This is a genomic window from Pseudomonas sp. GM18 (genome assembly GCF_000282195.1).
GTDB lineage: Bacteria > Pseudomonadota > Gammaproteobacteria > Pseudomonadales > Pseudomonadaceae > Aquipseudomonas.
On sequence record NZ_AKJT01000089.1, the window covers coordinates 1 to 12,986 of the forward strand.

Consider the following 12,986-nt stretch of genomic DNA (forward strand, 5'->3'; position numbering starts at 1 on the left):
CTTCGGCAGCTCCTACAGGGATGGGATGAATTTCGAGGTCGGTGCCAGGTCCGCCCTTTGAAATTACCGTGACCGAGTCCTGACGATGAACACTGAATTCCGCAAACCGCTGCCCGGCAGCTCTCTGGATTATTTCGACGTCCGTGCGGCGGTCGATGCCATTGCGCCCGGCGCCTACGACACCCTGCCGTACACCTCCCGCGTGCTGGCGGAAAACCTCGTGCGTCGCTGCGACCCGGCCACGCTCACCGATTCCCTGAAGCAACTGATCGAGCGCAAACGCGACCTCGACTTCCCGTGGTTTCCGGCCCGCGTGGTGTGCCACGACATTCTCGGCCAGACCGCTCTGGTGGACCTTGCCGGCCTGCGTGACGCCATCGCCCTGCAAGGCGGCGATCCGGCGCAAGTGAACCCGGTGGTGCCGACGCAGTTGATCGTCGATCACTCGCTGGCCGTCGAGTCCGGCGGCTTCGATCCCGAGGCGTTCGAGAAGAACCGCGCCATCGAAGACCGTCGCAACGAAGATCGTTTCCACTTCATCAACTGGACCAAGAAAGCCTTCAAGAACGTCGACGTGATCCCGCCGGGCAACGGGATCATGCACCAGATCAACCTGGAGAAAATGTCGCCAGTGATCCAGGTGCGCGACGGCGTGGCGTTCCCTGATACCTGCGTGGGTACTGACAGTCACACGCCACACGTCGATGCACTGGGTGTGATCGCCATCGGCGTCGGCGGTCTGGAAGCGGAAAGCGTGATGCTCGGTCGCGCGTCGTGGATGCGTCTGCCGGAAAGCGTTGGCGTCGAGCTCACAGGCAAACTGCAACCGGGCATCACCGCCACCGACATGGTGCTGGCGCTGACCGAATACCTGCGCAAACAAAAAGTCGTCGGTGCGTGGCTGGAGTTCTTCGGTGAAGGCGCATCAAACCTGACCCTCGGCGACCGCGCGACCATTTCCAACATGGCCCCGGAATACGGCGCCACCGCGGCGATGTTCTACATCGACCAGCAGACCATCGACTACCTGAAACTCACCGGCCGCGAAGACGAGCAAGTGCAACTGGTCGAGAACTACGCCAAGCAGACCGGCCTGTGGGCTGACAGCCTCAAAGGCGCGCAATACGAGCGCGGCCTGACGTTCGACCTGTCCTCGGTCGTGCGCAACATGGCTGGCCCGAGCAACCCGCACGCCCGTGTAGCGGTTTCGGATCTGGCGGCGAAAGGCATCTCCGGGAAGTGGGAAGACGTATCGGGTCAAATGCCGGACGGCGCGGTGATCATCGCCGCCATCACCAGCTGCACCAACACCAGCAACCCGCGCAACGTCATCGCCGCTGGCCTGCTGGCGCGTAACGCCAACAAACTCGGGCTGACCCGCAAGCCGTGGGTCAAGTCGTCCCTGGCACCCGGTTCGAAAACCGTGGCGCTGTATCTGGATGAAGCTGGCCTGACCAAAGAACTGGAGCAACTGGGCTTTGGTGTCGTGGCCTTCGCCTGCACCACGTGCAACGGCATGTCCGGTGCGCTGGATCCGGTGATCCAGCAAGAGATCATCGACCGCGACCTGTACGCCACCGCCGTACTGTCCGGCAACCGCAACTTCGACGGGCGGATCCACCCGTACGCCAAACAAGCGTTCCTCGCATCGCCGCCATTAGTAGTCGCTTACGCCATCGCCGGCACCATTCGTTTCGACATCGAAAAAGATGTGCTGGGCGTGGTCGATGGCCAGGAAATCCGCTTGAAAGACATCTGGCCGAGCGACGAAGAAATCGACGCGGTGGTCAAGGCCTCGGTCAAACCGGAGCAGTTCCGTCAGGTGTACATTCCGATGTTCGCCATCCATGAAGACACCGGCCCCAAGGTCACGCCGCTGTATGACTGGCGTGAGATGAGCACCTACATCCGTCGTCCGCCGTACTGGGAAGGCGCACTGGCCGGCGCGCGTCCGCTCAAGGGCATGCGCCCGCTGGCGGTGCTGCCGGACAACATCACCACCGATCACCTGTCGCCTTCCAACGCGATCATGCTGGACAGCGCGGCGGGTGAGTACCTGGCGAAAATGGGCCTGCCGGAAGAGGACTTCAACTCCTACGCCACGCACCGCGGCGACCACTTGACCGCGCAGCGCGCAACCTTCGCCAACCCGAAACTGTTCAATGAAATGGTCCAGGAAAACGGCAAGGTCAAGCAGGGTTCGCTGGCGCGCGTCGAGCCGGAAGGCAAAGTGATGCGCATGTGGGAAGCCATCGAAACCTACATGGAACGCAAGCAGCCGCTGATCATCATCGCGGGAGCCGATTATGGTCAGGGTTCGTCCCGGGACTGGGCGGCCAAAGGCGTGCGTCTGGCGGGTGTGGAAGCGATTGCCGCCGAAGGCTTCGAGCGCATTCACCGCACCAACCTGGTGGGCATGGGCGTGCTGCCGCTGGAGTTCCAGCCGGGCACCAATCGTAAAACCTTAGGGATAGATGGCAGCGAAACCTATGACGTGATCGGCGATCGCACCCCGCGCGCGACGTTGACGCTGGTGATCAACCGCAAGAACGGCGAGCGCGTCGAAGTGCCGGTGACCTGCCGTCTCGACACCGCCGAAGAAGTGTCGATCTACGAGGCCGGCGGCGTGTTGCAGCGTTTCGCTCAGGACTTCCTCGAAGAATCGGCGGTTGCCGTTTAACACGACGAGCCGCGCGGGATTTCAAGTCCCGCGCTGGCCATACAGGATCAATATGGCTCACGCATCTCAGATAAAAATCCCTGCCACCTACATGCGTGGCGGCACCAGCAAAGGCGTGTTTTTCAGCCTCAAGGATTTACCCGAAGCGGCGCAGATTCCAGGTACGGCTCGCGATGCCTTGTTGCTGCGCGTGATCGGCAGCCCCGATCCGTACGAGAAACAAATCGATGGCATGGGCGGCGCGACGTCCAGCACCAGCAAAACCGTGATCCTGTCGAAAAGCATCAAGGCCGATCACGACGTCGATTACTTGTTCGGTCAGGTCGCCATCGACAAGCCCTTCGTCGACTGGAGCGGCAACTGCGGCAACCTGTCGGCGGCGGTCGGTTCGTTCGCCATCAGCAACGGCCTGGTCGACGCCAGCCGCATTCCGCACAACGGTGTGGCGGTGGTGCGCGTGTGGCAGGCCAACATCGGCAAGACCATCATCGCCCATGTGCCGATCACCAATGGCGAGGTGCAGGAAACTGGCGATTTCGAACTCGACGGCGTGACCTTTCCGGCCGCCGAAGTACAGCTCGAATTCATGGACCCGGCGGCGGAAGAGGAGGGCGGCGGTGGTTCGATGTTCCCCACCGGCAATCTGGTGGACGACCTTGAAGTGCCGGGTGTCGGCACGCTCAAGGCAACTCTGATCAACGCTGGCATCCCGACCATTTTCATCAACGCCGAAGACATCGGCTACACCGGCACCGAGTTGCAGGGCGCGATCAACAGTGACCTGGAGGCTTTGGCGATGTTCGAAACCATCCGCGCTTACGGCGCGCTGCGCATGGGCCTGATTCAGCACCTGGACGAAGCCGCCAAGCGTCAGCACACGCCGAAGGTGGCGTTTGTGGCTAAACCTGCGGATTACATTGCATCCAGTGGCAAAGCGATTGCGGCAACCGACGTCGACCTGCTGGTGCGTGCGCTGTCCATGGGCAAGCTGCACCACGCAATGATGGGCACGGCGGCGGTGGCCATCGGCACGGCGGCGGCGATTTCCGGGACCTTGGTCAACCTGGCAGCGGGCGGTATCGAACGTAACGCCGTGCGCTTCGGCCATCCGTCCGGCACCTTGCGCGTGGGCGCCGAGGCCACTCAGGTCAACGGTGAGTGGACGGTGAAAAAAGCCATCATGAGCCGCAGTGCGCGGGTGTTGATGGAAGGTTACGTCCGCGTGCCGGGGGATTCTTTCTAACCCCAATCCAGGCATACACACAAAACCCTGTGGGAGCGGCGCTCCCACAGGTGATTACATTTCCAAAATAAGAGTGTTGTACCCGACTGAGACTACCCTGAACCGAGGTCCCATCAACGAACCACTGACCGAGTGAATCGAACATGAGCGCCAACGTCGACCTGAACACCCGCCCCGACTACGACACGGTCCTGCAGGACATTGCCGACTACGTCCTGAACTTCAAAATCGACTCTCCCGAGGCGCTTGATACCGCCCGCAATTGCCTGATGGACACCCTCGGCTGCGGTCTGCTGGCCTTGCGTTTCCCCGAATGCACCAAACACCTGGGCCCCATCGTCGAAGGCACTGTCGTTCCTTTCGGCGCCCGCGTGCCCGGCACCAGCTATCGTCTCGATCCGGTAAAGGCCGCTTGGGACATCGGTTGCATCGTCCGCTGGCTCGACTACAACGACACCTGGCTCGCCGCCGAATGGGGTCATCCGTCCGATAACCTCGGCGGTATTCTCGCGGTGGCCGATCATCTGTCGCAAAAGCGCCTGGCCAATGGCGACGCGCCGCTGACCGTTCGCGCGGTGCTGGAAGCCATGATCATGGCTCACGAGATTCAAGGCGTGATCGCCCTGGAAAATTCGTTCAACCGCGTCGGTCTCGATCACGTGATTCTGGTGAAAGTCGCCTCGACCGCCGTCACCGCCAAACTCCTGGGCGCCAATCGCGAGCAACTGCTGTCGGCGTTGTCCCATGCCTTTGCCGATGGCCAGGCGCTGCGTACTTACCGGCATGCGCCGAACGCCGGGTCGCGTAAATCCTGGGCGGCAGGGGATGCGACCAGTCGGGGCGTGCGTCTGGCGGACATTGCGATGCGCGGTGAAATGGGTATCCCCGGCGTACTGACTGCCAAACAATGGGGGTTCTACGAGGTGCTGTTCAGCCACACCAACAGCGACCTGGCGCTCAAGTCTGAAGGCAAACGCGCTTTCAGTTTTTCCCGGCCGTTCGGCAGCTATGTGATGGAAAACGTGCTGTTCAAAATCAGCTTTCCCGCCGAGTTCCACGCGCAAACGGCCTGCGAGGCGGCCGTCACCCTGCATCCATTGGTCAGGAATCGCCTGCACGAAATCGACAAAATAGTCATCACCACCCACGAGTCAGCGATCCGTATCATCTCCAAGATCGGCCCGCTGGCCAACGCCGCAGACCGCGATCACTGCCTCCAGTACATGACCGCCGTGCCCTTGGCGTTCGGCAATCTGGTGGCCGAGCAATACGAGGATGACTTCCACGTCGCGCATCCGATCATCGATGTGCTGCGCGACAAAATGGTCATCGTCGAAGACCCGCGTTTCACCCGCGAATACCTGGAGCCGGACAAACGCTCCATCGCCAATGCGCTGCAGGTGTTCTTCAAGGACGGCTCCAGCACCGATAACGTGGTGGTGGAGTACCCGATTGGCCATCGCCGGCGCCGTGCTGATGGCATTCCGTTGCTGGAAGACAAGTTCAAGGCCAATCTGGCAACGCGCTTCACAGCTCAGCGAAGCGCCGAGATCTTTGCGTTGTGCAAGGACCAGGTTGTACTTGAGGCAACGCCGGTGAACCGGTTTGTGGATTTGTTTGTGATCTAGTGGACCGAGTTATCGTTCTTCGCGGGCAAGCCTTAGGAGCGAGGCTTGCCCGCGAAGGCGGTGTAACTGCCGCCGAATACTTACTTGAACCGCCGCTCCACACCTTTCTCCACCAGAATCTTCGCCGAAATCTCTTCCACCGAGAAATGCGTGGAATTGATGTGGGGAATGTTCTCGCGTCTAAACAGATTCTCCACCTCGCGCACTTCGAATTCGCACTGCGCGTAGCTCGAATAACGGCTGTTGGGCTTGCGTTCGTTGCGGATCGCGGTGAGGCGGTCCGGGTCGATGGTCAGGCCGAACAGTTTGTGCTGATGGGCGCGCAGGGCGGTCGGCAGTTGCAGGCGCTCCATGTCGTCTTCGGTCAGCGGGTAGTTGGCCGCGCGGATACCGAATTGCATGGCCATGTACAAACACGTCGGTGTTTTGCCGCATCGCGACACGCCCACTAGTATCAGGTCGGCTTTGTCGTAATAGTGCGTGCGGGCGCCATCGTCATTGTCGAGGGCGAAGTTCACCGCCTCGATGCGCTCCATGTAATTGGAGTTGTGGCCGATGGAGTGGGATTTGCCGACGGTGTAGGAAGAATGCTCGGTCAGCTCCTGTTCAAGGGGCGCCAGGAAGGTCGAGAAAATGTCGATCATGAAACCATTCGACGTTGCGAGAATCTCACGAATGTCCTGATTGACGATGGTGTCGAAAATAATCGGACGAAAACCATCGTTTTCGGCGGCTTTGTTGATTTGTTGTACCATGGCCCGCGCTTTATCTACGTCGTCGATATACGGTCGTATGATTTTGCTGAAGGTAATGTTTTCGAACTGCGCCAGCAGGCTTTGGCCGAGGGTTTCGGCGGTAATGCCGGTGCCATCGGAGATAAAGAAAGCAGATCGTTTCATTTGCACCTTGGGCCTTAAGCTAGTGACGATTCTTGGATATAGTAGGCGCGATTTGTCGGCCGCCAATGGCCCGCATTCTCACTTATTTTCCAGGTCCAGGCCATACAGCCGGCAAATGCTCCCCCGAGTCGCCGGCTTCTGAGCTTTTCCAACACAGTTAGTGGAGAGATCACCTTGGTAGAGTACGTAGTTTCCCTCGATAAGCTCGGCGTCCATGATGTAGAGCATGTGGGGGGCAAGAACGCATCCCTGGGCGAGATGATCAGTAACCTTGCAGGTGCCGGTGTATCGGTGCCAGGTGGCTTTGCCACGACAGCTCAGGCTTATCGTGATTTTCTGGAACTGAGCGGCCTGAACGATCAGATCCACGCCGCCCTCGACGCTCTGGACGTCGATGATGTAAACGCCCTGGCCAAGACCGGCGCCCAGATCCGTCAATGGATCATGGAAGCCGAGTTCCCCGAGAAGCTCAACGCCGAGATCCGCACCGCGTTCGCCACGCTGTCGGCCGGCAACCCTGACATGGCCGTGGCCGTGCGTTCTTCCGCTACCGCCGAAGACCTGCCGGACGCTTCCTTCGCCGGTCAGCAGGAAACCTTCCTGAACATCCGTGGCGTCGAAAACGTCATTCGCGCCGCCAAAGAGGTGTTCGCCTCACTGTTCAACGACCGCGCCATTTCCTACCGCGTCCACCAGGGCTTCGACCACAAGCTGGTGGCCCTGTCGGCTGGCGTGCAGCGCATGGTCCGCTCCGAAACCGGCACCGCCGGCGTGATGTTCACCCTCGATACCGAATCGGGCTTCCGTGACGTGGTGTTTATCACCGGCGCCTACGGCCTGGGCGAAACCGTCGTACAAGGCGCGGTGAACCCGGATGAGTTCTACGTCCACAAAGGCACGCTGGAAGCCGGTCGCCCGGCCATCCTGCGTCGCAACCTGGGCAGCAAAGCGATCAAGATGATCTACGGCGACGAAGCCAAGGCCGGTAAATCGGTCAAGACCATCGACGTGGACAAGGCCGATCGCGCACGTTTTTGCCTGACCGACGCCGAAGTCAGCGAACTGGCCAAGCAGGCGATGATCATCGAGAAGCACTACAAGTGCCCGATGGACATCGAATGGGCCAAAGACGGCGACGACGGCAAGCTCTACATCGTGCAGGCCCGTCCGGAAACCGTGAAGAGCCGCACCCAGGCCAACGTCATGGAACGTTACCTGTTGAAAGAAACCGGCACCGTGCTGGTGGAAGGTCGCGCCATCGGCCAGCGCATCGGCGCCGGCAAGGTGCGGATCATCAAGGACGTGTCCGAGATGGACAAAGTCCAGCCGGGCGACGTTCTGGTTTCCGACATGACCGACCCGGACTGGGAACCGGTCATGAAGCGCGCCAGCGCCATCGTCACCAACCGTGGCGGCCGTACCTGCCACGCGGCGATCATCGCTCGCGAGCTGGGCATCCCGGCCGTGGTCGGTTGCGGCAACGCCACCCAGCTGTTGAAAGACGGTCAGGGCGTGACCGTTTCCTGCGCTGAAGGCGACACCGGTTACATCTTCGAAGGCGAACTGGGCTTCGACATCAAGAAAAACTCCGTGGATGCCATGCCGGAGCTGCCGTTCAAGATCATGATGAACGTCGGCAACCCGGACCGCGCCTTCGACTTCGCGCAACTGCCGAACGCCGGTGTGGGCCTGGCCCGTCTGGAATTCATCATCAACCGCATGATCGGCGTGCACCCCAAGGCGCTGTTGAACTACGGCGGCCTGCCGCAGGAAATCAAGGACAGCGTCGACAAGCGCATTGCCGGTTACAACGACCCGGTCGGCTTCTATGTCGACAAACTGGTCGAAGGCATCAGCACCCTGGCGGCAGCGTTCTGGCCGAAAAAGGTCATCGTGCGTCTGTCGGACTTCAAGTCCAACGAATACGCGAACCTGATCGGCGGCAAACTCTACGAGCCGGAAGAAGAAAACCCGATGCTGGGCTTCCGTGGCGCTTCGCGTTACATCAGCGAATCGTTCCGTGACTGCTTCGAACTCGAATGCCGCGCCCTCAAGCGCGTGCGTAACGAGATGGGCCTGACCAACGTTGAAATCATGGTGCCGTTCGTCCGTACCCTGGGCGAAGCGAGCCAGGTGGTCGATCTGCTGGCTGAAAACGGTCTGGCCCGTGGCGACAACGGTCTGCGCGTGATCATGATGTGCGAACTGCCGTCCAACGCGATCCTGGCTGAAGAATTCCTCGAGTTCTTCGACGGCTTCTCCATCGGCTCCAACGACCTGACCCAGCTCACCCTGGGCCTGGACCGTGACTCCGGGATCATTGCGCACCTGTTCGACGAGCGTAACCCTGCGGTCAAGAAGCTGCTGGCCAACGCCATTGCCGCGTGCAACAAGGCCGGCAAGTACATCGGCATCTGCGGTCAGGGCCCTTCGGACCACCCGGACCTGGCCAAGTGGCTGATGGAGCAGGGCATCGAAAGCGTTTCGCTGAACCCCGATTCCGTATTGGAAACCTGGTTCTTCCTGGCTGAAGGTCAGGCTTCGGCCTGATTCGCGAATGAAGCCCCGGTCGAACGGCTGGGGCTTTAAGATTCAAGTAGGGCGGGCTCCGTTGGATGCCGCCCTTTTTTGTGCAAGAGCATATGCAAAGTAGCAGCAACCTATTTCCTGTCGCCCTGATCAGCGCCGAGCGGCGCGGTGATCTGAGCGAAGACGTCTATCGTTTGAAACCTGGCAACAGCCCCGACGGCACCGTCGAACTGGCTGTGACGCGCCTGGGCATGGCCGATGAGCCGGCGGTGCGTGGCGTGCCGGTGATTCTGCTGCACGGCAGCTTTTCCAATCGGCGATTCTGGTTCTCCCCCAAAGGTTTGGGCCTGGGCGCTTATCTGACGCGTCTGGGATTCGATGTGTGGATTCCGGAAATGCGCGGTCACGGCCTGTCTCAGCGCAACCAGAACTATCGCCAGAACAGCGTCGCCGATTATGCGCGGTACGATTTGCCGGCCATTGGCGCGTTCGTGCGCGAGCAAAGCGGCCAGATCCCGCACTGGATCGGCCATTCGCTGGGCGGCATTACTTTGGCCGCGGCATTGGGCGGCCAGTACCTGGGCGAGCCCGTCGTGGCTTCTGCAGCGTTTTTCGGCACGCAGGTCAGTCGCACCTACTGGCCGTTGAAGTTTCCGCCGGTGGAGTGGAGCGGGCGCTTCATTCTCAAGCGTTTTGCCCAACTGTCGGGCTCACGGCTCAAACGCGGCCCGGAGGACGAGCCGATAGGCCTGGCCCTGGAAAGCATGCGTTGGTACGGGCTGTTCGGCCGTTTCGGCGATGCCGACAAAGACTGGTGGGCGGGTTTGGCCGAGGTGCAGTTGCCGGTGCTGGCCGTGAGCGCCGCGGGCGATCATCAGGACCCGACCTGGGCCTGCCATAAGCTGTTCGATCAAGTCGGCTCCGAGCACAAGCAGTTCATCACCCTTGGCCGCGAGCAAGGCTTTGGCGATAATTTCGGTCATGTGGAAATGCTGGTCAGCAAGGCTGCACAGACTGAAGTCTGGCCGTTGGTCGCGCGCTGGCTGACGGATCAAAAGACGCCTTTGCTGGGTGAAAAGCCGGATTTGGCCACGGCGATTTGAGCTTGATGCGCTAACAAGGGCATTTCTCTCTGGTCGGCTTGCGGCTAATATGTGACGAATTGAGCGGTTCTGGTCACTTTGAGTGGCTGATGCGGTCGCTGTGTTCGTGCGAGCGGAGCGATTTGCATCCGCCCAGCCTTGGCCCGAGTATGCTGCATACTCGATTGTCTTCCTTGTTACAGGAGTTTCTCGATGAACCATTACCTCACGCCTGACCTGTGCGACGCCTATCCGGAGCTGGTGCAGGTGCTGGAACCGATGTTCAGCAATTTTGGTGGCCGTGATTCTTTCGGTGGCGAAATCGTGACCATCAAATGTTTCGAAGACAACTCGCGGGTCAAGGAGCAAGTCGAGCTCAAGGGCAACGGCAAGGTGCTGGTGGTCGACGGTGGCGGCTCCCTGCGCCGCGCGCTGTTGGGCGACATGCTGGCCGAGAAAGCTGCGAGCAACGGCTGGGAAGGGCTGGTGATCTACGGTTGCATCCGCGATGTCGACGTCATCGCGCAAACCGATCTGGGGGTTCAGGCCCTGGCCAGTCACCCGATGAAAACCGACAGGCGCGGTGTTGGCGATCTCAACGTTGCCGTGACCTTCGCGGGCGTGACCTTTCACCCGGGCCACTACGTTTATGCGGATAACAACGGCGTGATCATCTCGCCTAGCCCGCTGAAAATGCCTGAATAAGCGCTGCCGGCTTTTTGTTTCAAGAATAGGGGTGAGGATGTTCGAGGAAGAAAACGCGCAGTGGGGGCTGGTGCATGCCCTGGTGCTGGACGGTAAAGGCGGTGCGCGTTCGATAGCCCGGACTGAACTCGATGACTTGCAGCTGCAGGCCCATGAAAGCCTGTGGCTGCACTGGGATCGCAGTCACCCGCAAACCCAGACCTGGCTGCGCAAATTCAGCGGGCTGAGTGAATTTAGTTGCGATTTGTTGCTGGAAGAGAACACCCGACCGCGTCTTTTGCCGCTGCCGGACTCTGAACTGCTGCTGTTTCTGCGCGGGGTCAACCTGAACCCGGGCGCGGAGCCGGAAGACATGGTCTCGGTGCGGATCTTCGGTTCGGCCCAGCGGGTGATTTCCCTGCGTTTGCGGCCGTTGCGTGCCACCGAAGAGTTGTTGGTGCAACTGGCCGACGGCAAAGGGCCGAGAACCGCTTCCGAACTGATCCTGTATATGGCGCAATACCTCACCCACAAAGTGCAGGATCTGGTCGGCGACCTCTCGGAAGTTGTCGATGAGGAAGAAGAAAAGCTGGATGCCGACGAACGGTATACACCTGAGCATGGGGCTGTTTTGCAGATCCGTCGCAGGGCCGCTGGACTGAAGCGTTTTCTGGCGCCGCAGCGGGATATTTTCGGTCAGCTGACGCGGATAAAGCTGCCGTGGTTCTGCGAAGACGATGGCGATTACTGGAACGAATTGAACAACAGCCTGACCCGGTATCTCGAGGAACTGGAATTGACCCGGGAGCGCGTGGGGCTGGTCCTGGAGGCTGAAGACCGGCGTTTGAGCGTGCGCATGAACCGCACGATGTACCGCTTCGGGATCATCACCGGGATCTTTTTGCCGATGAGTTTTCTGACCGGTCTTTTGGGCATCAACGTCGGCGGAATTCCGTTCTCTGCCAGCCCCTACGGCTTCCTGGTCGCCTGCCTGTTGATGGTCTTGGTGGCGCTGGGGCAGTGGTGGTTATTCCGACGTTTGCGCTGGGTCTGACGATGAGCCATGTGACCCGAGCAAATTTGATCGCGTCTTTCACAGATATCACGAGAGGTGCGTATGCACGATCCGTTTGAACAGTCTTTGCGTGACATGCTCAAAGCTTCGCCGTCCAGCCGTGACGACGATGCCTGCCTGGGTCGCGTGTTGAAAACCGCCAACCGCCAGGTCGGTGCCGGTGATCTGTTCAGCCTGCTGGGCCGTTGGCTGCCCGCGCTGATGATCGCCCTGAATAACGGATCGGCCCATGTCGCGCCGGTCTCTCGTCTGCGTAAACCTACCGCTCGCACTGCTGATAAGGCTGATTGAATATGGAACTTGATCTCTGGACTCAGAGCCTCGTCACTGCAATGACTGCGTTGTGGACCAAAGTTGCGAACTTCATTCCGAACCTGTTCGGCGCACTGGTTGTGCTGCTGCTGGGTTTTGTCGTGGCCAAGCTGCTGGACACGCTGCTCTCAAAATTGCTCGCCAAATTGGGCCTCGATCGCCTGATGGGCGGCACCGGACTGACCAAATTACTGTCCCGCGCCGGCCTCCAGGTGCCTATTTCGACGCTGATCGGCAAAATCGTCTACTGGTTCGTCCTGCTGATTTTTCTGGTTTCCGCCGCAGAGTCCCTGGGGCTTGAGCGCGTTTCGGCTACGCTGGACATGTTGGCACTGTATGTGCCGAAAGTATTCGGCGCGGCGCTGGTGCTGCTGGTAGGTGTCTTGCTGGCGCAACTGGCCAATGGGCTGGTGCGTGGCGCGGCAGAAGGCGTGGGGCTGGATTACGCCGCAGGCCTGGGGCGGATTGCCCAGGGCCTGGTGATCATCATCAGTATTTCGGTTGCGATCAGCCAGTTGGAGGTCAAGACAGACCTGCTCAACCACGTGATTGTGATCGTCTTGATTACCGTTGGTCTGGCGGTTGCGCTGGCCATGGGGTTGGGAAGCCGGGAAATTGCCGGTCAGATTCTTGCGGGAATCTATGTGCGTGAGTTGTATCAGGTTGGGCAACAAGTGCGTGTTGGCGAGGTCGAAGGTCAGATCGAAGAGATCGGCACGGTGAAAACCACGGTGCTGACCGACGAGGGTGAGCTAGTCTCTCTCTCGAATCGGATTCTCCTGGAGCAGCATGTGAGTAGCCGCTAACCCGGCAAATCCTGCTAATGTATGCCGCCGCAAATTGCCCTGAAGGGC

General features: G+C 60.1%; 10 protein-coding genes. 9 read left to right on the forward strand and 1 reads right to left on the reverse strand.

Features of this window, described 5'->3' with window-relative positions; all coding sequences use genetic code 11:
• Nucleotides 1–85 precede the first annotated feature (85 nt).
• From acnD to prpD, 3 genes are all read left to right on the forward strand, one after another.
• Nucleotides 86–2,680 carry a Fe/S-dependent 2-methylisocitrate dehydratase AcnD gene (gene acnD / locus PMI21_RS06310; protein ID WP_007940626.1) on the forward strand — a complete coding sequence of 865 codons (2,595 nt, stop codon included), beginning with the start codon at nucleotides 86–88 and terminating at the stop codon, nucleotides 2,678–2,680.
• A gap of 52 nt (nucleotides 2,681–2,732) precedes the next feature.
• Nucleotides 2,733–3,923 (forward strand): 2-methylaconitate cis-trans isomerase PrpF, encoded by a 1,191-nt coding sequence (gene prpF / locus PMI21_RS06305; RefSeq protein ID WP_007940627.1) that lies wholly within the window; start codon nucleotides 2,733–2,735, stop codon nucleotides 3,921–3,923.
• 143 nt (nucleotides 3,924–4,066) lie between these two features.
• The gene (prpD, locus tag PMI21_RS06300) at nucleotides 4,067–5,551 is read left to right on the forward strand and encodes a 2-methylcitrate dehydratase (protein ID WP_007940628.1); all 1,485 of its coding nucleotides are present in this window, start codon (nucleotides 4,067–4,069) and stop codon (nucleotides 5,549–5,551) included.
• An 80-nt stretch (nucleotides 5,552–5,631) separates the two neighbouring features.
• Here prpD and ppsR read toward each other — a convergent pair whose 3' ends face one another.
• On the reverse strand, nucleotides 5,632–6,450 hold the full coding sequence (ppsR, locus tag PMI21_RS06295) for a posphoenolpyruvate synthetase regulatory kinase/phosphorylase PpsR (protein WP_007940629.1): 819 nt from the start codon (nucleotides 6,448–6,450) through the stop codon (nucleotides 5,632–5,634).
• A gap of 174 nt (nucleotides 6,451–6,624) precedes the next feature.
• On the opposite strand from ppsR, the gene ppsA reads away from it, so the two are divergent.
• The 6 genes from ppsA (at nucleotide 6,625) to PMI21_RS06265 (ending at nucleotide 12,938) form a co-directional block, all read left to right on the forward strand.
• Nucleotides 6,625–9,000, forward strand: coding sequence for a phosphoenolpyruvate synthase (ppsA, locus tag PMI21_RS06290; protein WP_007940630.1), 2,376 nt, complete (start codon nucleotides 6,625–6,627; stop codon nucleotides 8,998–9,000).
• A 92-nt stretch (nucleotides 9,001–9,092) separates the two neighbouring features.
• Nucleotides 9,093–10,082: an alpha/beta fold hydrolase gene (locus tag PMI21_RS06285; protein ID WP_033064171.1), complete on the forward strand. Its 990-nt coding sequence runs from the start codon at nucleotides 9,093–9,095 to the stop codon at nucleotides 10,080–10,082.
• Nucleotides 10,083–10,274: 192 nt separating this feature from the next.
• On the forward strand, nucleotides 10,275–10,766 hold the full coding sequence (rraA, locus tag PMI21_RS06280) for a ribonuclease E activity regulator RraA (protein ID WP_007940633.1): 492 nt from the start codon (nucleotides 10,275–10,277) through the stop codon (nucleotides 10,764–10,766).
• A gap of 37 nt (nucleotides 10,767–10,803) precedes the next feature.
• Nucleotides 10,804–11,799: a zinc transporter ZntB gene (locus PMI21_RS06275; RefSeq protein WP_007940634.1), complete on the forward strand. Its 996-nt coding sequence runs from the start codon at nucleotides 10,804–10,806 to the stop codon at nucleotides 11,797–11,799.
• A gap of 63 nt (nucleotides 11,800–11,862) precedes the next feature.
• Nucleotides 11,863–12,111 (forward strand): hypothetical protein, encoded by a 249-nt coding sequence (locus PMI21_RS06270; protein WP_007940635.1) that lies wholly within the window; start codon nucleotides 11,863–11,865, stop codon nucleotides 12,109–12,111.
• A 2-nt stretch (nucleotides 12,112–12,113) separates the two neighbouring features.
• Nucleotides 12,114–12,938, forward strand: coding sequence for a mechanosensitive ion channel family protein (locus PMI21_RS06265; protein WP_007940637.1), 825 nt, complete (start codon nucleotides 12,114–12,116; stop codon nucleotides 12,936–12,938).
• Nucleotides 12,939–12,986: the final 48 nt, after the last annotated feature.